Here is a 26,191-nt window from a genome sequence, read left to right as displayed (position 1 = left end):
GATTTGAATAAATTATGATTTTTCGGTAAATAATAACTCCGGAGGTGCTTTTAATGTCAACAATTACGTTAAGCAATAAGGAAAAATTACTTTTGGAAGATCAAAAAACCCATGAGCAGATGTGCATAGAAAAATATACAAATTATTCAAATCAGGCTAAGGATACACAGCTCAAACAAATTTTTCAGACAAATGCAGCTCAGGAGAAGGAACATTTGAATACTATAAACTCAATGTTGAACGGCCAGGTTCCGGCTATGAATCAGCAGTCGTCACAGCAGGCTTCACAGAGTACTGCAGGCAGTCAAATGCAAAATCAGGCTGGAATGAATTGTGCATCTGATTCGGATCTTTGTACGGATATGCTTATGACAGAAAAATTTGTATCAGGAGCATATGATACCAGTATTTTTGAATTTCAGGATACTGCTGCAAGGGATATGCTCAACCATATACAGAAGGAAGAGCAAAAGCATGGTGAGTCAATATTCAAATATATGCAGAGCAAAGGCATGTATAACGTACAATAACAAAAAATGAGTTAAAGATACGTAATTTTATTATACAAATGTATAAAATTACGTATCTTTATTTCATTGAAGATTTATTCCCATCGATATGAAAAGCTTAACTTTGGTAATATCCTGATCTGACAGCTTTTCGAGTTGATAAGATCTTGAATCGCCGGTTTTTGTCCATACTGCAAAATGTTCGCAGTTGTTTTGAAGAAGGTTGTAGCTTTTTTCACCGAGTCTCGAAGCAGCTCTTTTTACAGTTTGAAAAGAGTTGAATTTTGAAGAGTTTCCAAAATCCAGTACAAAAAATTTTCCGGGTTTAAAATATGGATACATATCCGTCTCCTGTATTTTTGTATCCTCAACTTTTCCGTTTTTACTGCAGTAGTGTATTATTCGGCTGTTACCTATATATACTGCATAATGCTCATATTTATATCCCATGAATTCATCTGAAGTGCCTATTATATCTCCATATTTAGGTTCTCTTTTAACCTTTTTTGGGATTTTCATGGTTTCATCTTTACTTATTTTAAATTTCTCAGTCTTATCCTTTTTAAGTTGTTCACCTTTCAAATGTATTTTTTTTGAAATCGTGATGTAATATCGATCATTGTCTAGAAATCCATGTATTGGAGGATTTATAAATATGCTTTTTTTGTCCGGTGATAAAAAAACATATGCTTCAACAGGCTGGTTGTCGCTGCTTTCTATGGATATACTGTTTTTTGAAGTATTGTCCCATATAATTTGCGAGTTCATGTTGACCTGTATTTGGTCGTAACTGTCTATAGTATCGAAGTTGTTTTTGGCAGAGTATATTTTAAATCCTGAATACACTCCTATCAGTAGAAGAACTAAAATCAATATTTTTACAAACTTATATTTTTTCATGTGAACACCTTATAATATATTATTTCTTTTTTGGAAACCATCCTTTCTCAACTCTTTTTTTCTGTTTGAATATTTCAAGTATGCTCCAAAAAAGAGTAAAAGAAAGTATTCCAAGGAATCCCGATAAAATACTGCTCTTTACAAAAAGAGAAGTTAATGCGGCTGCAATTCCAGCAGCAAGAAAAACTGTCCATATTTTTGTTCCAAAGTAATATTCACCTTTTATAACAACTATGTGGCCCAGTCCTGTAAGAATTATAGTTGAGATTCCCATTATAATTCCATAATAATTTGTCATATAAATACTTCTCCTTATTGATTATAATATTATTATATCATTTAATATGTATTTTTTTACACGGCGGCGGATTTATTTTATTTGTAAAATTTCAAATAATTTACTGAAACTTATGCTGGTTGGTATACCATGACGGTCCCAGTGTCTTTTACATCCGCAGTAATCAAGTATTACACATTGAGGCATAAGATTCAAGCTTCTTGCCTTCAATCCACCTTCTATAAGATTCAAAATGCAGGCTATGCCTATTATGCCTACAGTTCCGTATTTTATATTTTCTTGTCCTGAGAAAACGTCTGTATTGTGTGATATTACAAGTACTTCAAATCCGGAATCCGCTCCAAGCTTTGTGATTTTATTTACTTCACATCTAGGAGAACAGCCTGTGCATAAAAATCCGTTTTTGATTCTTCTTTTCTGGCAGACATCTTTAGAATTCAGGCACATGCAGGAAGGAAGAAAAACTTTTTTATGTTCTGCCTTTTTAAAATCGGATTTGAAGCAGTTGTTCAAAATTTCTGCACCGAGCATGTTGAGGTGATATTCAACTTCCCTGCGTCCACAGAAGAAATTGTCATCCCGTGATCCATAGTCAAGATATGATGTATTCAAAAAGTTTTTTACATTTTCGGTGTATATTCCAAGAGATTGTTTTGCTTTTTTCTCAAACCATAATCCAAGGTCGGCAGCTGTTTTAAGTGCACAAGAGCTGTAATTTTCATCATTTTTTTTGAAAAATAACTTCCAGGTGATCAGTCTCTGTACTTCGTAGGGAAATTCATTGGACTTGTCCAAAAATATCAGAAGCTTTTTAAAAAAATCTGAAGTGCATTCAGCATCCTGAGGTTTGTATGTGTTCCAAAGTACACCTATTATAAGAAACTCTAACTCATATTCGTGCCTGCTGCGTAATTCTTGAGTAGAATTAATTTTAATAAATTTCATGAAATCATCTATTGTATTTTGTGAGTTCACAGTGATCGTTGGAAGAATCTCATTGCAAAATTGTGATATATTCCTGTAATATGTGCTGTGAAGGAAGTATGTTATATATTCTTTCATAATAATATTTTCTCCAATTAAAAGTATAGTTATTTCTTATTTTATCATGTATTACCTTCATGGTATTGTTAATTTTATTTTATTTTTTATAAATATGCCCTGGTCATAAGCTATATATCCATTGGCATAGATATCGTTCACTGCATTCGATATAAAATTGTTTCCTTTTAGTTTTTTCATTTTATATTCTGCAACCTTCTGATATTGTGCTTTTCCGCTTTCTGATTTCGTTATTTCTGTAGCATTCAAGTTTATGGCCTCTATAATTGGTTCGCCTTTGGTACCGGTATTTATCAATATATTTTTGGAATTTTTAGAGATAATTTTTTTTATATATTTGTCTGTATTATTTTGGGGAATTTGTCCAAGAGATTTTGTTTCTATAATTCTTTCAACTGTACCGTATTCTTTAGGGCCAAAACTCCATATTAAAAAAGGGGTTGTTATACCTCCTAAAATCACGCAAAGGCACATTACAACTATATCTACTATCATGGCTTTTGCATAATAATTTGCAGATTCTTTTCCAGAAAGCCTTTTTTGTGATACTTTTCCAGACTGTATATGAAAAAGCCGTAATCCGATAAGCACTGCTGCGATACCGGACAAATATAAGAAAAAAAGCATTTAATTTTCCTCCTTTTCCATTTTTTTACTATCAATATTTAAATTTTATCAGAAAAATCGTTATAATGGTACATTCAAGTGAAAAAATTTTTTGAAACAAATAATAGTAAAGGATATAATTGAATTAATATGGGGGGAAACTTATGTTTTTTTATGTATTTTTGGGAGTGGCTGCGGTATTTCTGATTTTGTTGATTGTTATAATGATTATGCCGGTAAGGTATACAGGCCATGTATTTATAAAAGAAGGAAGTGTAAATTTAAAGTTTAGAATTTCAATTTTGTTTTTCAAGTTTGATAGAAATTTGGGCAGTTTTGGAATAGAGTACCTCGGTGAGGTTTTTTTCAAAAATGAAAAACCTTCTGAGAACATGTTTGGCAAGATGAAACCACATTTTAAAAATATTTTGGACAAACTATGCCGAAAAAATCTTGAGGTGGCAATTCAATATGCGGCAGGTGATCCTTCCAATACAGGAATTGTTTCAGGATTTTTGTATGTTGTAAAGGCATTTTTTAGAAATGTTGATATTATTGTCAAACCGGATTTTTTATGTGAAGATGTATATGTCAAAATGGATATTTGTGGTAGAATAGTACCAGTGTTTATTCTAGGCGAGATTCTTAAGATGGTAGTTGTTTTTATAAAAACAGGTTTTGATGCCAGATTCAAAGGATTATGCAGACGTGTTAGAAATAAAAATTCAAATAAAAGGGAACATAGAAGGAACAGAAAGTTGAATACGGATGAATATTAAAAAATAAACCAGGAGGTTTGACATGAATATAAAAGAAAACTCTGAAGAACTTTTTTCACAATTGGAAAATTTTTTTAAAACTGAAACTGTTGTAGGAAAGCCTATAAAAATAGAGGATACAACTATTATACCATTTATAACGGTTACTTTTGGATGTGGAACGGGACTCGGACAGGATGGAGAGTCTTCTAAAGAAAAAAGAGGAGGACAGGGAGGTGGACTTGGTGCGGGAGCCAGGATAACTCCAGATGCTGTTCTTGTAATAAGGGGGGAAATGGTTCAGATGATTCCCATAAACGGCAAAGAGGGTGGAATTGACAAACTTATAGAACTTGTACCTGGAATACTTCAAAAATTTTACAAGGGAAAAAAGGTCAAAAAAGAAAAGGAAGAGTAGTATGGAGGGTATTTCTAACCTTCCAGGCCACTTTCCCCGAATTTTTCAGAAAATTTCGATATAAGTTTTCTGAAAATACGTTTCAGGAATATTCCTGCCAGTAGAAATACTGCAAAGTATACTGAAAGTATGGCTATGTCTTTTATGAATACAGGGTATAATATTCCTCCTACAGTCTCTCTCATTGCACCTATAGCGTAGGTAAACGGAAGTAGTGGATTTATAATTTGAAAAAACAAGGGGGTTACCTGTATTGGAAAAGTACCTCCAGATGCTGATATCTGGAGAACAAGCAGTATCATGGAAATCGCCTTGCCTATATTTTCAAAGGCTGACACGAATGTGTATATTATCATAGTAAATACTGTACTTGTAAAGATAGATACAAGTATGAATGCTATGGGATTTGAAGCGTACGTATGGAGCATGAACAGGTTACCAATGGTTACTATGATTGCTTGCAGTATTGATATTGACAGGAATGTGATGTATCTTCCCAAAAATGCCTGATGAAGTTTGAGTTTAACGCCATGAATGGGAAGAACTTCGGTAGATAGTAGGGATACCAGTATGAGACCGCCAACCCACAGGGACAGTGTGGTGAAAAATGGGTTCATTGCAGAACCATAGTTTGGAACGTGATATACTTTGTTAACTTTGATGTTTACAGGATTTGCAATAAAGTTGCTTTCTTTTTGAGCATTCAATCCAAGGAGTCTTATAAGTTCATTTATTTGGGCGTCATTGTCGAGTGATTTAAGTTTTGAAGCTATGCTGTGGATGGTACTCTCCACTTTTGGAAGGGCGGTTTTTATATTTTTTATACTGTCCATCGCAATTTGTGTATCTCCGGAAGCATTGTCAAGTACATCCTGTGCTGCAGGCATGCTGTTTTCTATGCTTTTTAAAAGCTCAAGCGAGTCATTTGCAGCATTTATTGAATTCTGCATGATGCTGTTTATGGAAGGTGCTGTATAGGTATCATATATTTTTATAATTGAATCAAGTATTTTAGTTGTAAGGGAAGCATTTTGACTTAAATTTTCGAGGGATTTTCTGGATATATTTTCCCCTTTGTCTATAGAGTCTATAAGTGAATTTGTATATGATGTTTCTGACTGAATTCTTTCTTTGAGGCTAGATAATTGCTCTGAGAAATCAGATACCGCCTTGTTGTCTATTTTGTTGAATGAGTTTACAAGGTCAATTATTGTATCAAGCTTCATCCGGCTGTCTGAAAGCCGGTTTCTCAAACTTGAAAGAAGATTTCTGGCTTCTTTTGGGTTTTTATCTATGAGTGATATTATGTTGTTTACAAAATCTTCCGATCCTTTTGCTGTTTCATCAAGAAATACAAGCTCGGATTTTATGAAAGGGGAAAGCTCATTCAAGGTGGTCTTGGCCTTTGATAAAAATTGTGAACTGTTTTCTGCAATTTCAGATGCGTTATCTAGAGTATTTTGCATAAGAGGAATTTGTCCTTTTACGCTTGCTATGAAGTTATTCAAACCTTCAGTCTGACTGTACACCGAGTCTACTGCTTTGTTTATTTCGGGTATTTTGTTGTCTACGTCTATTATCATATCGGCAAATTGCTGCAGAAAGGGTTTTCCTTTTGAAAGTTCATCTCCAAGCGTGTTAAAAAGTTTGAATATAATTCCATCGACTATTTTTACGAAAGTTGAATTTATCTCCTGCTGAACCTTGCTTACACCGCCTTCAGTTATTTTAGGGGCTACAGGGTTGAGTTTTTCATTTACAGAATATATGAGACTAGCTCTTTTGGGATTGGATTTAAGGAGAGATGTTATGTCTGTGGAGAAATCATTTGGTATTAGTATTTCTGCATAGTAGTCTCCGTATTTTATTCCTTTATCTGCATCTTTTTTATTTACAAATCTCCAGCCTATTTGCCTGTTTTCTTTGAGCTTATTTACAAGTTCGGAACCGATGTTTATGTCTGTTTTTCCGATATGTGCACCCTTGTCTTCATTTACTACTGCAACAAGTATTCCGGAGGTGTTTCCATAAGGATCCCACATTGCTTTTATATTAAACCAGGCGTAAAGTGCCGGGAGAATTGAAAGTGCTATCACAACGATGAGTGCAACCCAGTTCGTTGCTATATTTTTCATATCTCTTTTAAATACTGCGAAAATATTTCCCATGTATTTTTCATTCCCTTCAAGGAGTAGGATAATTTTATTTTTCCCTTCAGACTGTAAAATTATTTATTTTTATAGTATTTCAATAATGAAATTAAAATTTTGCGTATATTTTATTCATGAAAAAACGATGAAATTTAAGAATAACTGAAGCCATAGCGTTTACAAGGGGTTATAGCAGAATATACTGTATTTAAAATGTTTGGCATAAGGATTGCTTTTAAATATATGCGACAAAATAAAATTATATTGGGAGGTTGTCTAAAATGCTGAAAGGTATGTTTTCACCGATGATTACTATTCTTGATAAAGAAAGGAGGATTGATTTTAAAGGAAATGAAGAATAAAATAAATTCGCTTGTGATAAATCAAAATTATGAGTCTGAATGTATTGGGGCAGATTTCCATATACCATAAGTTTTCCATAAAAGATATAAAAAAAGGGGAACTTATTTATAAATATGGGCAGGTAATTGGAAGGGCGATACAGAATATAAAAAAAGGCCAGCATGTACATTCTCAAAATTTAGTAAGTATACGTGAATTCATATAAAGTTTAAGGAGGGAGATTTATTATGAATTTTTTAGGATATGAAAGGCCGAATGGAAATGCTGGAATTAGAAATCACGTATTGATACTTCCTACGTGTGCCTGTTCAAGCGAGACTGCGAGAATAATTTCAAGTCAGGTTTTAGGAACTGTTAATGTAATAAATCAAAATGGATGTGCGCAGGTGAAAGGTGATTTGAAAATCACAATGGACATACTTTCTGGACTTGCAGCCAATCTAAAGGTTTATGGAAGCTTCGATGCAGAAAAAAAGGAAGTTCCAATATCAGAGCTTGTTGTGGCAACTAATTGTGGAGGTTCGGATCCTACTTCTGGTCTTGCCTCAAATCCAGTGCTTGGAAATGCATCCGACAGGTTGGTTGATCTCGGTTCGACATCGATACTTTGTGAAACAACAGAATTTATAGGAGCCGAACATATTCTTGCAGACAGGGCAGCTTCGCCTGAAGTAAGAAAAATCCCTTGGATGTAGTTACTACCGGAAGGGGTACGCCAAGCGGAAATGCCCTTGTACCTGTTTTTAAAATGACAGCAAATAAAATAACCTTTAAAAAGATGAAGGAAAATATGGATTTTGACGCAAGTCCGGTTATTTCTGGAACAAAATCCATAGAAAAAATGGGGGAAGAATTGCTGGAGGAGATAATGGCTGTTGCAAATGGAAAAGTTGTAAAAGCTGAAGCGTTTGGATTTAATGATATTGCAATAAGCAGATTGTGTAATTATGTATAGAATCGATTAAAATCTGGAGGAGGACAGTAAAGTGAAATTTGTAACTTTTAGTTTAGATGATGAGAAGAAGCTTGGCATGTATGATAAAAATATGAAAAAGGTAATTGAAATTTCAAGCCTCAGAAATCTCGACGGGCATTATAATGATATGACAGATCTTATAAAGAACCTCGCAGAAAGTGATGCCAGAAGGCTGGATGGCATATGCCGAAGTCGTGAGAATATTGAAGGTGCAGCGTATTATGATGTATCCAATATAAAGATATGTACGCCAATAAACAAGTTTGAAAATGATATAATATGCCTGGGCTTAAACTACAGGGAACATGTGGAGGAGACGTCAAAGAGTTTCAAGGACAGTTCCATAAAGATTCCTGAGTATCCGGTATACTTTTCAAAGAGAGCCTCATGCCCGATAGGACATGAAGACTTTATAGACAGCCATAGTGATGTTACAGATCAGCTTGACTATGAAGTTGAACTTGCTGTCGTAATAGGAAAAGATGGAGTGAACATACCACGGGAAAAGGCTGAGGACTATATATTTGGATATACAATAATGAATGATGTGAGTGCAAGGGATGTGCAGCAGAGACATGTTCAGTGGTACATGGGGAAAAGCATGGATACATTTACTTCTTTTGGACCCTGCATAGTGTACAAAAATGAAATAAAATTTCCTGTGGAACTTGATTTGTGCAGTAGGGTGAATGGTGAAACAAGGCAGAGTTCAAATACACGGAATTTTATATTCGGTATTGCAGATGTAATTCACGAGCTTTCTCTTGGAATGACTATAAAGGCGGGAGATGTCATAGCAACAGGTACGCCTTCAGGAGTGGGAATGGGTTTTACGCCGCCGAGATTTTTGAAAAAAGGTGACAGGGTGGAATGCGAGATTGAAAATATAGGAGTACTTGCAAACATGGTTAAATAACTTTTGGGAGGTATTGAGTTGAACAATTTTGTATTTAAAAATCCAACGGAAATTATTTTTGGAAAAGGTACAGAGGAATCCATAGGTGAAAGAGTCGGGAAATATGCAGACAAAGTTCTTTTCTGTTATGGTGGTGGAAGCATAAAAAGGTCGGGACTGTATGAAAAGGTTGTAGATTCCCTTGAGAAAAATGGTGTGAAATTTGTAGAACTTTCAGGGATCAAACCCAATCCACGACTTACCCACGTACGTGAAGGCATAAAACTTTGCAGGGAAAATGATATAAAATTTGTGCTTGCCGTAGGTGGTGGAAGTGTAGTTGACACGGCGAAGGCAATATCTGTTGGAGTTCCTTATGGAAAGGATGTATGGAACTTTTATATTGGAAAGGCCATAGCAAGAGAGGCTCTTCCAGTGGGAGTTATAATAACAATTCCGGCAACGGGAAGCGAGGCAAGCAACAGTTCTGTCATTACAAAGGAAGAAGGATTGTTAAAGAAGGGAATGCATTCCGAGTATATAAGGCCTGCTTTTTCAATAATGGATCCTGAACTCACCTATACTCTACCAAAATATCAGACTGCCTGTGGTGCAGCCGATATAATGGCTCATGTTATAGAAAGATATTTTACAAATGTTGATCATGTGGATTTGACAGACAGGTTGTGCGAGGCAACTTTGAAAACTGTTATAAACAATGCAGGAATTGTTCTTGAGAAACCCGATGACTACAATGCAAGAGCAGAAATTATGTGGGCTGGCACGATTGCACACAATGACATCTTGAGTACAGGAAGAATAGGGGACTGGGGTTCACACAGGATAGAACACGAGTTAAGTGCAATGTATGATATAGCACATGGTGCCGGACTTTCAATAGTTATGCCTGCATGGATGAAATATGTGTATAAACATGATATGAAGAGGTTTGTACAATTTGCAGTAAGAGTGTGGAATGTGGATCTTCCATTTGAAAATCAAGATGAAATAGCGCTTGAAGGCATAAAGAGACTTAAGAAGTTCTTCAGTGAAATGGGGCTTCCTGTTTCACTTGAAGATGCTGGCATCGGGTATGACAAATTTGAAGAAATGGCAGACAAGTGTACTATTGGTGGAAATATTACGGTGGGACAGTTTGTGAAACTTGGAAAACAGGATGTTGTAAATATACTTGAACTTGCAAAGTAAAGTCACTAAATAAAAAGAGATGTACAGCTTTCCTTATCATGAAGCTATACATTTCTTTTATTGAAACCAGAAGTTTTTATAAGAATATTTGTATACTCGATAACCCATGTTTTTAGCTGAATACTCAAATTGGACTATTGGTTTTCCCTGCTTGTCATATTCACCGTAGACATGGTTTAAATAGCCTGAATTTACTACATAGTTTCCACCATATTCTTGAACACTGCTTACAATTGGAGAATACGGAAGGTCAATGGATTGTACAAGCTTGTAGGTACCTGATTTTTCATCTACGAGATATTTATACAACATGGAATTTGTGCCTTTTGTAATGGTTCCAGTGCCTTTGTAGGCACTCCAGTCAAAATCAGGACGTGATTTTGCACCATTGTAGTTGTTGTTGAACATAATAAGATAATACTGACCTTTACTTAGTGATGGATCTTTAATATAGGTTACACTGTGCTGCCCTGCATTTGATGTAAAGTTTCCTATCTTTTCGAGATTAAGTTTTTGATACTTTGTTCCATCCCATACAGTTCTGTCTGCTATGAAATATTTAAGCTCGGGTTTTGTATATATGTTATTAACTCTTATTATGGTACTTAATTCACGGGAGCTTAGAATCAAATCTTTGCCATCTACTACATTTATAGTGTTGAAATGAATCCAGTCCAGACCATCTGTTTCCTTTTTTACTTTATCTGATGTGGAGAGAGAGGCCCGTTTCTCTATGTCACCCATATAATTTTTAAAGTCCATGAGTTCAGTTACTTTTCCAGATTTCAAGTCCAGCTTTATTATGTAATCTTCCACTGTTTTTGTATTGTTCTTTGTCGCAAGAATATCAAGACAATTATTTTTCTCATCGTAGAAATAGTCATGGTGTGTTGACCAGTCATTTCCAAGATTATATATTTTCTCCACCTGTCCAAGCCTGTTTACAGAAACAAATTTGTCTTTTGAAAGACTGAAAATCATGTTGTCTCCAGAATATACTATTCTGTAAGCTGAATACTGAATTGGAATTTCAGATCTTATAGTGCCTTGGTTGTCTATTATAAAAATATATGGATTAAGAAAATAATCGTGACACAGCATTGTATATAGTCCATCGGATAATTTCTGCTTGCTTGTACCTGCCTTGGAGGACACCTTTGGTGCATCCTTTGATTTCAAGTTTCCAACTTTTATTTTAAAAGTTTTTGTGCCTATGAATTTGTTGTTTTTGTCCAGTGCTTTTAAAGTTACTGTATTTTCACTTCCGGGAACAAGACCTATAAGCTGATATGCGTGGGTTTTGGTGGTTTTGTATTTCGTACCTGTATAGAGGGTTTTCGTAAAATCATTGATATTTTTATTCTCGACAGATACAGTGTATTGTATTTTTACTGATTGTTCAGTATTGAAATATACATTTACAGAACAAGTATTTGTGCCAAAGGGATTGTATATCAAAAGGGGATTATCCAGTGTATAGTTGTTCTTAAGAAGATCTTTTATTTTGCCATCTACGGTTTTCTGGTAATCTATATTCCAGTTTGAAGTATCACTTTTATTTTTCACACTCAATATATTTGAACCCATTGATTTGTTTTTTATAATGCTTATATTATGTTTAAGGGTTAATTTGTCTATGATGTTGAAGTGTTTTTCAGTATATAAAATTGCTGCAAATATTATAAGTATTATGGAGACACATATAACAAATTTTTTTATTTTCATTATAACTCCTTTCAATTTACATATTTTTCTATTGCAGTTTTCCAGATGAGGTATGCTTTGCCATTTAGATGTGTTCCGTCGTAGGTATATTGTTTTGACAATCCGTTGCCATCTGAAAAGCTGTCGAAGAGATTTAAATATATAATATTTTTGTCATTTGAAAGTTTTTTTAGATTCTTGTTTATAGTTTTTATGTCGTTTTTGGATTTTAATTTGTTGTTTGGAAGTATGCTTTGTACGTAAATTGTTGTATTCGGAGAGTTTGACCTTATGTTTTCAAGGATCTTCTTATAGTTTTTAAGTACATATGATGCATTTTTACCATGCAGAAGATCATTTATTCCTATCATAAGAAATATTTTTTTTGGGTGTCCCGAGGTTATTGTAGATAACCTATCAAGAATTTCGGAAGTCGTGTCTCCGTCAATTCCCCTGTTTTTTATACCGGAGTTTTGGAAAAGTTCGGACCATTCACATCTGTCTGTAATGCTGTCTCCCAAAAAAACTATGTCATTTGTTTTAATATTTAAATTTTTGAATTGGCTTTGCTTTGACATATGGTAGGGAGTATTTACAGAGATGTTTTGTAAAGACTTTAATGTATGCTTTTTATATAAGTTTTTTGCGCCGTATGATATAAAGAATATGTTTAGAAGTATTGATATGGTGCATATGATATTTTTTTTATTCATTTTGTTCCCCATTCATTTTTAAATTTTATTTGATGTACTTCCGCAGCAATTTTATTTATTAATTTAGATGAAAGAAAAAGTATAATGCTCATTGGGATTACTGCGATAAGTATTTCACCCCAAAAAGAATTGATATAGTCAGGCAAAGTATATTTGCCCATAAGTTTTATTATAAAGCCATGAAGTCCGTATATCCAAATGGTTTGGGATCCGATTTTTGTAAAAATAAAACTTTTTTTTGGCACTAAAATCATAACAAAGAATGATTCTGCTGTAGATACAATGTACAGCAACAGGCGGATAATAAACTTTGGATAGCCCGGGGAGCTCAATTGGGAATATGGGTAGCTTCCATACAGCCATCTGTAATCTACTTTGTTGTTTGTTATGTATATGATTAAAAATATAACAAGCAAGCCGAGCAGGGCATGTTGTTTTTTTATTTTATTTTTAACTGACAGTATATGCTCTTTTTTACAGAAGTATCCCATAAGAAAATATGGGAAAAATGTTATAGTACGTGAAAGACTTAGATAATATCCAACGTTGCTGTCATATCCGGTTAATATTGATATGATAAAAGCTGCAGGAATTGAGTACTTTGGTCTGGGAATATAAGGCATTATGAGAAGCCATGTACCAAATGATAAGAGATACCAAGTAAGCCAATATGGATTTACAAAAGTAATTTGGAAGCTTTTGTCTCCGAGTATGTATATATTGAATATACAGTATAAAAATTGCAAAACTATATAGTATATGAAAGTTTTTGTTACACGTGATAAAAGTTTTTCGTCATTTTTTATGTTTTTCGAAAAATAACCTGAAATAAAAACAAAAAGGGGCATGTGAAATGAGTATATAATATTGTATACGAGCTTTATATTTGAAGATAGTCCAATTGATCCCTCGATGCTGTGGCCTATAACTACGAGGGTAATCAGAATAAATTTTATATTATCAAAATAAAAGGTTCTGTGTGTATTTTGTGTACTGGCTTTCATAATCATATAATAAAACTCCATTTCCTAATATGGACTTATTATATAATTGCATTGTTACAATATGGTGTTATAATAATTAACTAAATTTAAACAATCTAAACGAGTTCTTCATTTTTGTGTGAAAATGTCATTTTCAAAAGAACAGGAGTTACAATCGTTGTAAGTATTACTACAATCAGTGTTGGAAGGAAGATTTCCTCGGATATTATATTTTTCTGAAGACCTATATTTGCAGTAATTATTGCAACTTCACCTCTTGAAATCATGCCGGTACCAATCTGCAGTGCTTCACTTTTCTTCATTTTAAGAAGCCTTGCAGCTCCGCCGCAGCCTAAAAGTTTTCCAATCACTGCAACTGCAAACATGACCAGGGTTATAAATATTACCTCCCTGTTTAGTCCTTTTAAGTTTGCCTCAATTCCAACGCTTGCAAAAAATATGGGTGACAGAAATCCCGTAGATATTGAGCCCATGTTTCTCTCAAGGTATTTTTTATATGAAATTGATGATATTATAAGTCCTGCTATATATGCTCCTGTAATTGCTGCTATTCCGAGGCTTTCAGCTGTAAATGACATAAAAAAGGCAAAAGCCAGTGAAAACGTAAGTATTCCTCGTCCTGCCTTGATTTTTTTTGTGAACTTGTTTATATATTTGGGCAAATAAATTATTCCAAGCAGGGAAGCTGTACAAAATGAAGCTGCTTTTATGAATACCGGCGCGAGAGAGGAAGCTGCAGAGGAGGCATTTGTTCCAGATGACTGGGCAACTACTAGAACTACGGAAATAAGTATAAGACCAAGTACGTCATCTATTATAGCCGCACCAAGGATGTTTACGCCTGATTTTGTGTTTAATTTTCCAATTTCCTTTAAAGTTTCAACTGTTATACTGACGCTTGTAGCAGTTAATATCACACCTATAAATATATTTTCGGTTAAATTGTCAAAAAACATGTAGGCGCACAATGTTCCAAGGATAAGAGGAATTATTATACCGCATATTGCGATGATTGATGAGGTTGCACCCGCTTTTTTAAGTTTTTCAAGATCTGTTTCAAGTCCGGCGGAAAACATCAAAGTTATTACGCCGAGGTTTGATAGAAGTTTTATATTCTCATCATACTGAACAAGATTTAATATTACAGGTCCCAGTATTACCCCGGCTGTGAGAGCTCCGAGAACTTCGGGCATTTTAAATTTTTTGCTTATTGATCCTCCGAGTTTTGTAAATATGAGTATTAGGACTATGTCAAAAAGTGTTTTTTCCATGATATACCTCCAATGGTTGTGATTCGCAGTTTTTTTTAAAGCCAAAAAAGGCGGAGAGTCTGTAAAGACTTCCCACCCTAAAAGTCAAAATCTCGAATCAAATAATGGTTCATTTGTTCAACCGGAAATTAATATATTTAAAACTTTAATCAATATAGTAACATAATATCGAGGTTTATGCAATTATTGTAGGTGCTGGTGTAGTTGGCAGCGCGACAGCCGGGAAAATGGCAAGATGGAGTCCTTGAAAAAAACAGGGATGTATGCTGTGTTGAAGGATGCCCAAAATTTATGGCCGCATATTCATAAGGCTGATTATATAAGAAACTATTCAGGTATACATAAAGTTATGAGTTGTAGTTGTTTTCAATGAATCTGATCAGCTGCATTCGGCTGTTGACACCTATTTTGGTAAATATGTTGTAGACATGTTTTTTTACAGTAGAAATACTGATGCATAACATTCTGCCTATGTCACTGTTGCTTGAACCTTCTATTAGAAGCTTCAATATCTGTTTTTCCCGGTTTGACAAATTATACTTTTCAAAATCGGTTGATTTTAGGCTTTTGCGTCCGTCATTGGTTTTACTGTTTAATCTTGTGGAAGATAAAATATTGTTTAGATGATCCTTTAGTATTTCGAGAATGCTGAGTTCACGCTGTGTGATATCTCCAAGTTCTTTTGAACGGAAAAGATTTAGAAGTCCCAGCAGTTTATTTTCCTTTACAAATAAAATGCCACCTCCGTAGGGTATGTTTTGTGGAAGAAGAAACCCCTGGTAAAATTCAGTTTTCTCCCTTAGGTTGTCTTCAATAATATCCGTATCCTTAAAAGTAATGGACTGTGTAAAATTAAATATATAACTTACGTAATCTATATTGTAAAAATAATTGATGTATCTGTTTATATTTTCTTCTGTTACATTGTAAAAAGAAGATTTGTCGCGGTCGATGGACTGGTCCTCATTGAATAAAATAAAATATGCCCTGGAGTATGGAATGATGGCACGAATCAAGCTCAAAAATTGAGTTGCAATATCTTTTATATTATCCAGTGAATATATTTCTAAAAGTATGCTGTTAATTATATGCCAATCGTGTTCGCTGATACTGGACATTGTTTTACCTCCATGAAATGGAATTGAACAAATAAATTTGTTTTAAATGTTAACACATATGAATGTAAAAGTCAAAATGATAAAAAAATAGTAGAACTTTGGTACTGTAAGTAGAACTATAGTACTAAAAGTTCTATTTTTATTTCATAAAAATCAGTACTTGGGATAATTGATGCTGGATTTTCTTTATGCTAAAATTCTATTAACATAAATATTAAAGTGTTAAAAAAACACACTTAAAATATAAAAATTATCAATAAAATATAAATAATTTTAAAAATAATATAGGAAGGTGGAACCGGAATATGCAAAGAATATGGTCCAAGACTTTAAGACCCGGGGAGAAATGGTCGGGGAATATTGGAAGAGGGAGATACATACATTTCAAGGCGTTGAAACAAGGTGCCAATGTATCGATGCTTATGTATAACATGAGGGATACCTCGGAGAGATACAACATGCCGGATACTTTGAAAGCACAATTTACATCTCATCTCACCAGGGGAAATGTTTTAATGAGTGACAATGGCAGGGTGCTTGCAAGTATAACCGAGGACAGTCTTGGATGGCATGACAGTATATCAGGCTATAATACAAGAAAAATGGCGGATGAAAGGTATGGCAAAAGCAGGTATCAGGATGCCAGAAATGAGTGGTTCAGGACTGGAGAGGAAAATTTTGAAGTGGAGCTTGTGAGAAACAATATGAATGTCAGGGACCTGGTACCGTGTGTGAATCTTTTTTCAAAGGTTTATTGTGAGGATGATGGAAGCATGCATTATGATGAGAAACACTGCAGGGAAGGTTCAACTGTCACTCTTCGCACGGAAATGGACATCATACTTATTTTGTCAAATACACCTAATCCATTAGACAAGCGTAGCGAATATCCAGCTGTTCCTGTGTTTGTTGAAATATATGATGCACCTCCTGTGGATTTGAATGATGAATGTGTAAATTACAGACCGGAAAATTACCGTGCATTTCAAAATACATGGGAATATTACAATTTAATGGGATATTAAAGGAAAGGAGATAAATATGAACGGTTTTATAAGAAAAGAAAGTGATTTGAAAATAGAAGATGCAGTATATGATGAAACAGTACTTGCCGGAGATGGATGGATGCATGAACTTAAACGGGGGCAGAAATTTAGAATTGTGGATCTCGGCGGAAATCAGGCGGTGGATACAACTTTTTATGATCTTCACAACCCTCAGGATCATTATGGAGCAATAGCAACTATAACGAGGCAGGAAAACATATATTTGACGACAGGCAGTATTTTAAGAACGGAGTCTGGAAAACCAATACTTGAGATTGTTGCAGATGTCTGTGGAAGGCATGATACTTTGGGAGGGGCGTGTTCCTCACAGAGCAATACAGTGAGATATGCAAGAGAGAAAGATTATATGCACAGCTGTCGTGACAGTTTTATGCTCCAGATTGCCAAGAAAGATGATTTTTATATGAAGAGGGACCTTGCTCCAAATGTGAATTTCTTTATGAATGTTCCAGTTACAAAAGAAGGTGGACTCAAATTTGACGACGGGGTTTCCGCACCGGGATGCTATGTGGAAATGGAAGCTCTTTGTGATGTTATGGTGCTTATAAGCAATTGTCCACAGCTTAACAACCCCTGCAATGCATATAATCCTACACCGGTCAGACTGATTGTATGGGACTAGGAAAATCAAGGAGGATAAATCAAATGAATATAATATGGAATAAAATCCTTGCGCCGGGGGATCGCTGGTCCGGCAATATTTGCAGACAAAGGCTTATAAAATTTACTGCCCTATCAGAGGGGGCAAACCTGGCAGTTTTAATGTATAATTTCAAAAATTTATCTGAGCATTACAACGCTCCCGATTCCATAAAGGCACAGCATTCATTTTTCCTAAAAAAAGGACATGCAATTATAAGTGATTGTGGAAGGGCGCTTGCAAGTATTGTAGAAGATGATTTAAATGGACATGATACGGTAACGGGTTATACCACAAGAGCTATGACAGACAAAAAATATGGTGAAACAAGTTATCAGAAAAATGGAAATGAATATTTGAAATCCGGTCAGGAAAATTTTATAAACGAACTTACGAAAAACGGTATGAGCAAAAGGGATCTTATGCCGCCAATCAACTTTTTTTCAAAAGTTGATGCAGACAATAAAGGAAATCTAATATTTATGGATGATTATTGTAAAAAGGAATCATCTGTAACAATCCGAACGGAAATGGATGTGTACATTGCTCTTTCAAATACGCCAAATCCTTTGGACGGCAGAAGCAAATACCCTTCAGTTCCAGTTAAAATTGAAGTAATGGAGGCTCCTCCGACAGATGGATTGGATTATTGTGTAAATTATTCGAAATATACAAGACGCGCTTTTGAAAATACATGGGAATACAATACACTGCTTGGAATTTAGAGGAAAGAGGTGATACACATGATTGAATTTGAAAAGAAATTCAGTGACAGGAATATAAAAGATGCAGTATACCAAAAGATTATACCGGCAGGAGATGGATGGATGCATCCCCTTTTTAAAGGTCAGACTTTAAGAATTGTGGATTTGAAGGGAAACCAGGGACTTGATTTTTTGTGCTATGATCTTCACAATCCGGAAGACCACTACAGTGCGGCACAGACAATTGTCAGGCAAAAGAAACTTTATATAAATGCCGGAACTGTACTTGTAACAGAATCCGGGAAAGGGCTTCTTGAAATGACAGCAGATACATGTACGTGCCACGACACAATGGGAGGAGCATGTGCAACCGAAAGCAATACAGTAAGATACGGACATCATACACTTCATATGAAAACCTGCAGGGATACATTCCTCATGAAGATTTCAGAGCATGCAGACAAGTATTGTAAAGCTGATTTGGTACCGAATGTAAATTTGTTTGCCCAGATACTCAAATTGGAAAACGGAGGATTTGAATTTTTAGATGGCATTTCAAAGCCGGGTTCCTATGTAGAATTCGAGGCCCTTACAGATACCATGATATTGATAAGCAACTGTCCCCAGATAAATAATCCCTGTAGTGGATATGAACCAACTCCAAATGCAGTTTATATTTGGGACAAATAAGGGTAAAAATAAAATGTAAAACGAAGGGGGATAAAAAAGTGAAGATGATAAAAGCTATAGTAAGGCCAGAAAAAGCAGGTGAAGTTCTAAATGAGCTTTGTGACAAAGGTTACGCATCGGCAACAAGGATAAGCATACTTGGAAGAGGAAAACAGAGAGGACTTAAGGTGGGAGATGTTTCCTATGATGAAATTCCAAAGGAAATGATCATGATGGTTGTCCAGGACAAAGCTGTGGAGGAGATAAAAAAGATCATTATTCAAAGTGCAAGAACGGATAGAGATGGATCTTTTGGCGATGGTAAAATTTTTGTGATTCCTGTTGAAAAAACTGTAACTATAAGTTCAGGTAAAGAAGAATAAACAGTATCTCAAGACAGGAGGAGAGGTATTTATGAAACAAGTATATATTATTTTACGCCCGAACAGATACTACAAAACGAAAGAAGCACTTGTAAAAAACAATTTCTTTTCTTTAAGCAGCAAAGATGTTCTTGGAAGAGGAAAAAGCGGTGTGGATTATGTTACAAAAGACGGAGATAAGGTTTCTAAGCAGTTCTTCGTTGCCAAGAAGATGATGGAGATATTTTGCAGGGATGAGGATGTGGAAGCTTTGATTCAAATAGTGAAAGATATAAATCAAACGGGAAATTCCGGTGATGGAAAGATATTTGTGATTGACGTGGAAGACGGTACAAGAATAAGAACCGGTGAAAATGGCGTGAATTCATTGATGTAATTATATAAAAAGTCTGGATAGATAAAATAAGGGGGCACAAAAATATGAAAAAATCAAAGAGAAAATTAATATCCATATCAATTATGCTCATGGTACTTATGTTTGCATTTGCCGGATGTCAGAGCAAAAAAGAAAGCAGCAGCAAGACGGACAGCAAAAAGGTGTATAAACTTGGAATTTCAGCATATCCCGCATTTTACACATGGTATATTACCCAGGCGGAAGGATTTTTCAAAGCAAGAGGGGTAAATGTAAAACTTGTTTATTTCCCGGTATACAGCGATAGTGTGCAGGCTTTCAATACAGGAAAAGTTGATATGCTCTCTGCAGCGGTGCCGGATATTATTGCTCCATATGTAAACGGCATTGGACTTGAGACAGTACTGCTTTTGGATAACTCCAACGGAGCAGATGGTCTTGTGGCACGAAAAGGGATAAACAGCATAAAGGATTTGAAAGGAAAATCCATTGCCACCGAGTATGGGACAATAGAACACTTCTTTCTTCTGAATGCACTTAAAACTGCTGGTATGACGGAAAAGGACGTAAAATTTGTAAATCTATCCATATCGGATGCAGCTCCTGCTTTCCTGTCTGGCAAAGTTGATGCAGCATGCCTGTGGGAGCCGTCTCTCAGCAAAGCACTTGGAAAGGAAGGCAGCAAGCTTCTTATAAGTTCAAAGGATACTCCGGGATTAATTCCTGATGTACTTGTTGTCAACAAGGATATGGTCGAAAATGGAAAAGAAGATATTGAAAAAGTTATAAATGCCTATTACGATTCCATGGAATTTTATGCTAAGAACAAAGACAAAGCCATAGCGGACTTGGCAAAGGGAGCAGGAATTTCAAATGATGAGATGAAGGTTGCAATGAGCGGCTCTAAATTGTTTACGATGAAGGATTCAATAGATGCAATGGATAAAAAGCAGGACAGTTATGCATATTTACCTTATACAACCCAGAAGATTGCGGAATTTTTGAAAAAAGTGAAAATGATTGACAGTATGCCGGATGATACTAAAAAAATGTATAACAGCACTTACCTGAAGGATGTATTGAAAACCAGAGAGTCTAAGCCTGTTCCGGATACTACAAAATAACTCTGAGCAAGTTTATAACAGGTGTATGGAGGTATACTATGAGAAAAATGTTTAGAATACGAAAAACTATCGATAAAAAATTGTATATGCTTATTGCGGGTATATCCTTTGTACTGCTTATTCTAGTGTGGAATTTTGCAAGTATTTCGGGAATTGTAAATCCGGTGTTTTTACCAACACCCCAAAAAGTTGTAAAGACAATTGTTGAAAGTATTACATCGGGAAATATATGGGGGGACCTTTATATAAGCTGCTATAGAATATTTATGGGATTTTTGTATGCAGTAATTGTAGGGGTGGTAATTGGAATACTTGTTGGATGTTTTTCAGGAGTTGAAGCATTCATACAGCCACTTACTGAATTTATAAGATATCTACCTGTACCGGCATTTGTGCCACTTATAATGGTGTGGTTTGGGATAGGGGAAGAGGCCAAAATTGCGGTTATATTTTTGGGAACGCTGTTCCAGCTGATACCAATGGTAGCAGATGACGTAAAGGCAGTACCGGAAGATTTTATAAATGCAGCCTATACTCTTGGCGCTTCAAGATGGGAAGTTTTGTGGAAAGTAATCATTCCTGCTGTACTTCCAAAGATGATGGATACCTTGAGAATGATGATGGGATGGGCGTGGACATATTTGGTTGTTGCAGAATTGGTTGCGGCAAGTTCCGGTCTTGGATACAGCATATTGAAGGCACAGAGATATCTAAGAACTGATGTAATGTTTGCAAATATCCTGATCATAGGACTTCTGGGACTTGTTATTGATAGAACTTTTGGATTTGTCAGCAAGCATGTGTTTGCATGGGCGGAAGGAGGCAATCAATAATGTTGTTCAAAAAAAGTATCAAGGAAAAAAGCATGGTTCAAGATGGAGGGAGAATCGAGGCGACTCTTGCAAACAGCAAACTTTTGGGAAAAGATGTAACCAAGATATATAAAGGAAAGAAAAAAGATACACTGGCTATTGAAAAAACCAGTTTCGAAATACTGGAAAATGAGTTTGTTTGCATTGTAGGACCATCAGGATGTGGAAAATCCACTTTACTTAAAATGATAGCAGGACTTGACGAGGTATCAGAAGGATCTATTTTCCTGGACGGCAGGGAACTTTTAGGCCCCGGAGCCGACAGGGGAGTAGTATTCCAGTCCTATTCACTCTTTCCATGGATGACTGTAGAGGAGAATATAAGATTTGGATTAAAGCTTAAAAAGCTTCCAAAAGACAAAGTCTCGGAAATTGTAGACAGGTATCTTGAGCTTATCGGACTTGCTCAGTTTAGAAAATCTCTGCCAAAGGAATTGTCCGGTGGAATGAAACAGAGGGTTGCAATTGCAAGGGCTCTTGCAAACAGTCCTGAAATTCTGCTTATGGATGAGCCTTTCGGAGCTTTGGACCCTCAAACCAAATCAAAAATGCAGCTTCTCATGAGACAGATATGGCAGAAAGAGAAAACAACAATTATATTTATTACCCACGATATAGAAGAAGCAGTGTTTTTGTCAACGAGAGTATATGTCATGGGGACAAATCCAGGAAGAATTATATCGGAAGTTCCTGTATATCTTCCATATGACAGAGATATAGATTTGAAAGATACAAGGGAGTTTATAGAGCTCAGAAAAAAGGTTACTGGGATTTTGCACAGTGGTGAAAGCAAGGATACAGTATAATGCGGATTGGAGTGATGGTTTATGTTTAAAAAAGTACTTATTGCCAATCGTGGAGCAATAGCAGCCAGAATTGAAAGAACATTAAAAAAGATGAATATAAAGTCTGTGGCGGTGTACACAAAAGCGGATCAGGACAGCTTGCATGTGGATTGTGCCGACGAGTCGTACTGTCTTGGAGATGGAACAGTATCGGAAACATACTTGAGAGGGGACAAAATCATTGAAATTGCGAAGAGCTCAGGCGCCGAAGCAATCCATCCAGGATATGGTTTTCTGAGCGAAAACAGTGATTTTGCACGAGAATGTGAAAAAAATGGGATAAAGTTTATAGGGCCGCTTCCGCAGCAGATGGAACTATTTGGTCTGAAGCACTCGGCACGCCGCATTGCGAAAGAAGCAGGAGTACCAATGCTTGAAGGAACCGGACTTTTGAAAAGTGTGGAGGAAGCAGTAGGTACTGCAAAGCAGCTTGGGTATCCGGTTATCTTGAAAAGCACTGCCGGCGGTGGTGGAATAGGCATGAGAACATGTTTTAGCGTGGAAGAGTTAAAATCTGCATATGAATCCTGCAGCCACCTTGCAAAAACAAATTTCAACAATGCAGGACTTTTCATGGAAAAATATCTGCAGAAGGCAAGGCATGTGGAAGTTCAGATATTTGGAAATGAATATGGCGAAGTTGCCGCACTTTCAGAAAGGGACTGCTCCGTGCAGAGACGTAATCAAAAGGTGCTTGAGGAGAGTCCTGCCTTTGGAATTTCAAAAGTCACAAGAGAGAATATGCACAAAGCTGCAAAAAATATTGCACTGCAGGTTGGGTATAGAAGTGCCGGCACAGTTGAATTCCTGTATGATTCCCTGGAGGAAAAGTTTTACTTTCTGGAAGTGAATACAAGGCTGCAGGTTGAACATGGTGTTACAGAAGAGACGCTTGGTATTGATCTTGTAGAATGGATGGTAAAAGAAGCCGCAGGGGAGCTCAAAAATTTGGAGAACATGGTTTGTGAACCGGAAGGATTCAGCATTGAAGCCAGAATTTATGCAGAAGATCCCATGAGAAACTTTACACCCAGCGCCGGAAAACTAGACAAGGTTGAGTTTTCTAAAAATGCGCGTATCGAGACCTGGATTCAGGACAGTGTTGTAGTTACTCCAAACTATGATCCAATGCTTGCAAAGATTATTGTAAAGGCGGGCAGCCGTGAAAGTGCAATAGAAAAAATGGACTCGGTTTTAAAAGAAACCAAAATATACGGTGTAACTACAAACATAGATTACCTGGATTCTTTTATAGGCACGGAAGATTACAAAAAAGGTAAATTGAACACCCACATGCTGGATGGTTTTACCTATAAGGAAAGAAAAATTGAAGTCATTGACGGAGGTGTACAGACCACAATTCAAGATTATCCTGCAAGGCTTGGTTATTGGGATGTCGGTGTTCCTCCAAGCGGAGCCATGGACAACTTTTCCTTTAGAATTGGAAACAGGATACTTGGAAACGAGTTGAATGCTCCGGGAATTGAATGCACTTTAAGAGGCGGCGGCTATAAATTCAGGGATGATATGACTATTTGCCTAACTGGTGCGGATATGAATGCTTCGCTGGATGGAAACTGTGTGCCAATGTATGAGCCGGTTTCAGTAAATGCAGGTCAGGTGCTGAAGCTTGAAAAGGTGCTGAACGGTATGAGAACCTACATACTTGTAAAGGGCGGACTTGATGTTCCATCAATACTTGGAAGTGCATCCACTTTTGCACTTGGAGGTTTTGGAGGACACGGTGGAAGAACACTTAAAACAGGTGACTTGATTCACGTAAAGAGGGAAAATAAAGCAAAGTACTGCAAAATAGACAAAACGCAATTGTATAGATACGATAAAACCTGGGATATAGGTGTAATTCCAGGGCCTCACTGTACAACAGAGTTTTTGAAAAAGGAATACCTGGATCAGCTTACGAGTACGGAATGGGAAGTGCATTTCAATAGTGACAGGACTGGAGTAAGACTTGTTGGACCTGCTCCTTTGTGGTCAAGGGAAGATGGAGGCGAGGCGGGGCTCCATCCATCCAATGTTCATGATACTGCATATGCAGTTGGTACTATTGACTTGACCGGAGACATGCCCATTATACTCGGACCAGACGGACCAAGTCTTGGTGGGTTTGTGTGTCCTGTAACAATTCCCTCAGGTGAGCTCTGGAAAATAGGTCAGCTTGCACCGGGAAACAAGGTTAGATTTTGCCTTATTTCAATTGAAGGGGCGGAAAAGATTAGGAAAGATCAGGAACAGTATTTGGAGAATATTACTTTCGGGAGAAAACTTAGGCTTCCAGAACTTGACAGCACAGAGGTTCTTGATTGCAGCTATCCAATTTTGAAGAAAGTTTCTAAAGATGGTGAAACTTCGCTTTGCATAAGGGCTGCCGGGGATGAATATGTATTGGTTGAGTATGGTGAAATGAAAATTGAAATGAAACTGCGTATAAGGGTACATGCACTTATGGAACTTGTAAAACAAAATAAAGATATTCCACTTATAGATGCAACGCCGGGTATTCGTTCACTTCAGATTCATATTGATTCAACAAGAATGTCCATTCGTGATTTGGCGGAAGAAGTTTTTAAGCTGGACGATAAAATTGGAGACCTTAGCAGCTTTAAAATTAAATCGCGAAAAATAAAGATGCCTCTCTCATGGAATGATCCGGGTGCTCAGAAGGCAGTTGACAGGTACTATCAGAATGTAAGGCCTGATGCGCCTTGGTGTCCAAGCAATATTGAATTTATAAGAAGAATAAACGGATTGGATTCCATAAAAAAAGTCAAAGAAATATTATATGATGCAACATACCTTGTCATGGGACTTGGAGATGTTTATCTCGGCGCTCCGGTTTGCATTCCGCTTGATCCAAGACAGCGCTTAGTTACAACAAAATACAATCCTGCAAGAACATGGACTCCGGAAAATGCTGTTGGAATCGGTGGTGCATACATGGGAATCTATGGTATGGAAGGGCCTGGAGGATACCAGCTTGTGGGAAGAACCATACAGACATGGAATCCTCTTAGACCCACAAAAAGTTTTAAGGAAGGAAAACCGTGGCTCTTGAATTTCTTTGACCAGATACAATTCTATCCTGTATCTCCTGAAGAACTTTTAAAGATCAGGGAAGATTTTTTAAGAGGCAGGTATGAGGTGGAAATTGAAGATATAATTTTTGACTATGGAGAATACCTGAAATATCTTGAATCCGTTGAAGAAGAAGAAAAACAATTCAAGAAACATCAAGTTGAGTATTTCAACAGGGAAAAACAAATGTGGAAAGACAAGGGTCTTGACAAATTTATTTCCCAGCATGACGAAGGCGGTGTGAAAGAACAGGAAATACCTGAAGGAGTCGTACCTGTTTATTCAAATATGCCTGGAAGTGTGTGGAAAATACTTGTACATGAAGGAGACAGTGTAAAGAAGGGGGATCCTATAGTCATAGAAGAAAGTATGAAAATGGAGTTCCCACAAGATGCACCTTGTGACGGAGTGATACAGAAGATTTATGTTAAAGAGACGCAGAATGTATCCAGTGGACAAATATTGGTTACTATAGGTTAAGG

General features: G+C 36.2%; 28 protein-coding genes and 1 other annotated feature. Of the genes, 18 read left to right on the top strand and 10 right to left on the bottom strand.

Annotated features, from left to right (window positions below; genetic code table 11):
* The first annotated feature begins 53 nt into the window (after positions 1 to 53).
* Complete coding sequence (locus tag AC4CVH_RS05965) at positions 54 to 530, top strand: spore coat protein (protein WP_490786836.1); 477 nt, start codon at positions 54 to 56, stop codon at positions 528 to 530.
* Positions 531 to 593: 63 nt separating this feature from the next.
* Here AC4CVH_RS05965 and AC4CVH_RS05960 read toward each other — a convergent pair whose 3' ends face one another.
* The 4 genes from AC4CVH_RS05960 to AC4CVH_RS05945 form a co-directional block, all read right to left on the bottom strand.
* Positions 594 to 1,409, bottom strand: a complete 816-nt coding sequence (locus AC4CVH_RS05960; protein ID WP_490786835.1) for a lecithin retinol acyltransferase family protein — start codon at positions 1,407 to 1,409, stop codon at positions 594 to 596.
* Between the two features lie 19 nt (positions 1,410 to 1,428).
* A complete protein-coding gene (locus tag AC4CVH_RS05955; RefSeq protein WP_490786834.1) occupies positions 1,429 to 1,707 on the bottom strand; it encodes a DUF4491 family protein in 279 nt (92 codons plus the stop codon).
* A 72-nt stretch (positions 1,708 to 1,779) separates the two neighbouring features.
* Entirely contained in the window at positions 1,780 to 2,769 is a 990-nt protein-coding gene (locus AC4CVH_RS05950; protein ID WP_490786833.1) for a DUF116 domain-containing protein, read from the bottom strand.
* 57 nt (positions 2,770 to 2,826) lie between these two features.
* Entirely contained in the window at positions 2,827 to 3,396 is a 570-nt protein-coding gene (locus AC4CVH_RS05945; RefSeq protein ID WP_490786832.1) for a hypothetical protein, read from the bottom strand.
* A 143-nt stretch (positions 3,397 to 3,539) separates the two neighbouring features.
* Between AC4CVH_RS05945 and AC4CVH_RS05940 the strand changes: the two genes are divergently transcribed.
* Both AC4CVH_RS05940 and AC4CVH_RS05935 read left to right on the top strand, forming a co-directional pair.
* The gene (locus AC4CVH_RS05940) at positions 3,540 to 4,154 is read left to right on the top strand and encodes a DUF2953 domain-containing protein (protein ID WP_490786831.1); all 615 of its coding nucleotides are present in this window, start codon (positions 3,540 to 3,542) and stop codon (positions 4,152 to 4,154) included.
* A gap of 22 nt (positions 4,155 to 4,176) precedes the next feature.
* Complete coding sequence (locus AC4CVH_RS05935) at positions 4,177 to 4,551, top strand: GerW family sporulation protein (protein ID WP_490786830.1); 375 nt, start codon at positions 4,177 to 4,179, stop codon at positions 4,549 to 4,551.
* A gap of 14 nt (positions 4,552 to 4,565) precedes the next feature.
* Here the strand turns inward: AC4CVH_RS05935 and AC4CVH_RS05930 are convergent, their stop codons facing one another.
* On the bottom strand, positions 4,566 to 6,719 hold the full coding sequence (locus AC4CVH_RS05930) for a YhgE/Pip family protein (RefSeq protein ID WP_490786829.1): 2,154 nt from the start codon (positions 6,717 to 6,719) through the stop codon (positions 4,566 to 4,568).
* A gap of 373 nt (positions 6,720 to 7,092) precedes the next feature.
* Here AC4CVH_RS05930 and AC4CVH_RS05925 point away from each other — a divergent pair, with 373 nt between their 5' ends.
* From AC4CVH_RS05925 to AC4CVH_RS05905, 5 genes are read left to right on the top strand one after another with little or no spacing between them, the layout of a single operon-like run.
* Positions 7,093 to 7,269, top strand: a complete 177-nt coding sequence (locus tag AC4CVH_RS05925) for a hypothetical protein (protein ID WP_490786828.1) — start codon at positions 7,093 to 7,095, stop codon at positions 7,267 to 7,269.
* Between the two features lie 22 nt (positions 7,270 to 7,291).
* Positions 7,292 to 7,759 (top strand): UxaA family hydrolase, encoded by a 468-nt coding sequence (locus AC4CVH_RS05920; RefSeq protein ID WP_490786827.1) that lies wholly within the window; start codon positions 7,292 to 7,294, stop codon positions 7,757 to 7,759.
* Positions 7,750 to 8,019 (top strand): hypothetical protein, encoded by a 270-nt coding sequence (locus AC4CVH_RS05915; RefSeq protein WP_490786826.1) that lies wholly within the window; start codon positions 7,750 to 7,752, stop codon positions 8,017 to 8,019. The genes AC4CVH_RS05920 and AC4CVH_RS05915 overlap by 10 nt, the downstream gene beginning before the upstream one ends.
* A gap of 31 nt (positions 8,020 to 8,050) precedes the next feature.
* Entirely contained in the window at positions 8,051 to 8,956 is a 906-nt protein-coding gene (locus AC4CVH_RS05910; RefSeq protein WP_490786825.1) for a fumarylacetoacetate hydrolase family protein, read from the top strand.
* An 18-nt stretch (positions 8,957 to 8,974) separates the two neighbouring features.
* Positions 8,975 to 10,144 carry an iron-containing alcohol dehydrogenase gene (locus AC4CVH_RS05905; RefSeq protein ID WP_490786824.1) on the top strand — a complete coding sequence of 390 codons (1,170 nt, stop codon included), beginning with the start codon at positions 8,975 to 8,977 and terminating at the stop codon, positions 10,142 to 10,144.
* Between the two features lie 57 nt (positions 10,145 to 10,201).
* On the opposite strand, the gene AC4CVH_RS05900 is transcribed toward AC4CVH_RS05905, so the two are convergent.
* The 5 genes from AC4CVH_RS05900 to AC4CVH_RS05880 all read right to left on the bottom strand — a co-directional run bounded on the left by AC4CVH_RS05900 (position 10,202) and on the right by AC4CVH_RS05880 (position 15,954).
* Positions 10,202 to 11,869: an aryl-sulfate sulfotransferase gene (locus AC4CVH_RS05900; RefSeq protein ID WP_490786823.1), complete on the bottom strand. Its 1,668-nt coding sequence runs from the start codon at positions 11,867 to 11,869 to the stop codon at positions 10,202 to 10,204.
* An 11-nt stretch (positions 11,870 to 11,880) separates the two neighbouring features.
* Complete coding sequence (locus tag AC4CVH_RS05895; RefSeq protein WP_490786822.1) at positions 11,881 to 12,561, bottom strand: GDSL-type esterase/lipase family protein; 681 nt, start codon at positions 12,559 to 12,561, stop codon at positions 11,881 to 11,883.
* Positions 12,558 to 13,571 carry an acyltransferase family protein gene (locus AC4CVH_RS05890; protein ID WP_490786821.1) on the bottom strand — a complete coding sequence of 338 codons (1,014 nt, stop codon included), beginning with the start codon at positions 13,569 to 13,571 and terminating at the stop codon, positions 12,558 to 12,560. The genes AC4CVH_RS05895 and AC4CVH_RS05890 overlap by 4 nt, the downstream gene beginning before the upstream one ends.
* 89 nt (positions 13,572 to 13,660) lie before the next feature.
* The gene (locus AC4CVH_RS05885; RefSeq protein WP_490786820.1) at positions 13,661 to 14,836 is read right to left on the bottom strand and encodes a cation:proton antiporter; all 1,176 of its coding nucleotides are present in this window, start codon (positions 14,834 to 14,836) and stop codon (positions 13,661 to 13,663) included.
* Between the two features lie 66 nt (positions 14,837 to 14,902).
* Positions 14,903 to 14,959: a sequence feature (sodium ion sensor (DUF1646 type); this cis-regulatory element may regulate processes involved in with the transportation of sodium ions), on the bottom strand.
* A gap of 224 nt (positions 14,960 to 15,183) precedes the next feature.
* A complete protein-coding gene (locus AC4CVH_RS05880) occupies positions 15,184 to 15,954 on the bottom strand; it encodes a response regulator transcription factor (RefSeq protein WP_490786819.1) in 771 nt (256 codons plus the stop codon).
* A 305-nt stretch (positions 15,955 to 16,259) separates the two neighbouring features.
* Between AC4CVH_RS05880 and AC4CVH_RS05875 the strand changes: the two genes are divergently transcribed.
* Genes AC4CVH_RS05875 through uca form a run of 10 tightly spaced genes read left to right on the top strand, consistent with a single transcriptional unit; the run spans position 16,260 to position 26,189 of the window.
* Positions 16,260 to 16,979, top strand: coding sequence for an urea amidolyase associated protein UAAP1 (locus tag AC4CVH_RS05875; protein ID WP_490786818.1), 720 nt, complete (start codon positions 16,260 to 16,262; stop codon positions 16,977 to 16,979).
* 16 nt (positions 16,980 to 16,995) lie between these two features.
* Entirely contained in the window at positions 16,996 to 17,643 is a 648-nt protein-coding gene (locus AC4CVH_RS05870; protein WP_490786817.1) for an urea amidolyase associated protein UAAP2, read from the top strand.
* Positions 17,644 to 17,666: 23 nt separating this feature from the next.
* Complete coding sequence (locus AC4CVH_RS05865; RefSeq protein WP_490786816.1) at positions 17,667 to 18,386, top strand: urea amidolyase associated protein UAAP1; 720 nt, start codon at positions 17,667 to 17,669, stop codon at positions 18,384 to 18,386.
* An 18-nt stretch (positions 18,387 to 18,404) separates the two neighbouring features.
* Positions 18,405 to 19,055 carry a DUF1989 domain-containing protein gene (locus tag AC4CVH_RS05860; RefSeq protein ID WP_490786815.1) on the top strand — a complete coding sequence of 217 codons (651 nt, stop codon included), beginning with the start codon at positions 18,405 to 18,407 and terminating at the stop codon, positions 19,053 to 19,055.
* 38 nt (positions 19,056 to 19,093) lie between these two features.
* Positions 19,094 to 19,417, top strand: a complete 324-nt coding sequence (locus AC4CVH_RS05855) for a P-II family nitrogen regulator (RefSeq protein WP_490786814.1) — start codon at positions 19,094 to 19,096, stop codon at positions 19,415 to 19,417.
* Positions 19,418 to 19,448: 31 nt separating this feature from the next.
* Complete coding sequence (locus tag AC4CVH_RS05850) at positions 19,449 to 19,793, top strand: P-II family nitrogen regulator (protein ID WP_490786813.1); 345 nt, start codon at positions 19,449 to 19,451, stop codon at positions 19,791 to 19,793.
* A 44-nt stretch (positions 19,794 to 19,837) separates the two neighbouring features.
* Positions 19,838 to 20,896, top strand: a complete 1,059-nt coding sequence (locus AC4CVH_RS05845; protein WP_490786812.1) for an ABC transporter substrate-binding protein — start codon at positions 19,838 to 19,840, stop codon at positions 20,894 to 20,896.
* A gap of 38 nt (positions 20,897 to 20,934) precedes the next feature.
* The gene (locus AC4CVH_RS05840; protein WP_490786811.1) at positions 20,935 to 21,729 is read left to right on the top strand and encodes an ABC transporter permease; all 795 of its coding nucleotides are present in this window, start codon (positions 20,935 to 20,937) and stop codon (positions 21,727 to 21,729) included.
* Entirely contained in the window at positions 21,729 to 22,574 is an 846-nt protein-coding gene (locus AC4CVH_RS05835) for an ABC transporter ATP-binding protein (RefSeq protein WP_490786810.1), read from the top strand. The genes AC4CVH_RS05840 and AC4CVH_RS05835 overlap by 1 nt, the downstream gene beginning before the upstream one ends.
* 21 nt (positions 22,575 to 22,595) lie before the next feature.
* On the top strand, positions 22,596 to 26,189 hold the full coding sequence (uca, locus tag AC4CVH_RS05830; protein ID WP_490786809.1) for an urea carboxylase: 3,594 nt from the start codon (positions 22,596 to 22,598) through the stop codon (positions 26,187 to 26,189).
* Positions 26,190 to 26,191 lie beyond the last annotated feature (2 nt).

The organism is Clostridium pabulibutyricum (assembly GCF_058242705.1).
Note: the sequence above shows the minus strand (reverse complement) of the source record. Positions and strands in the feature narration are given on the sequence as shown.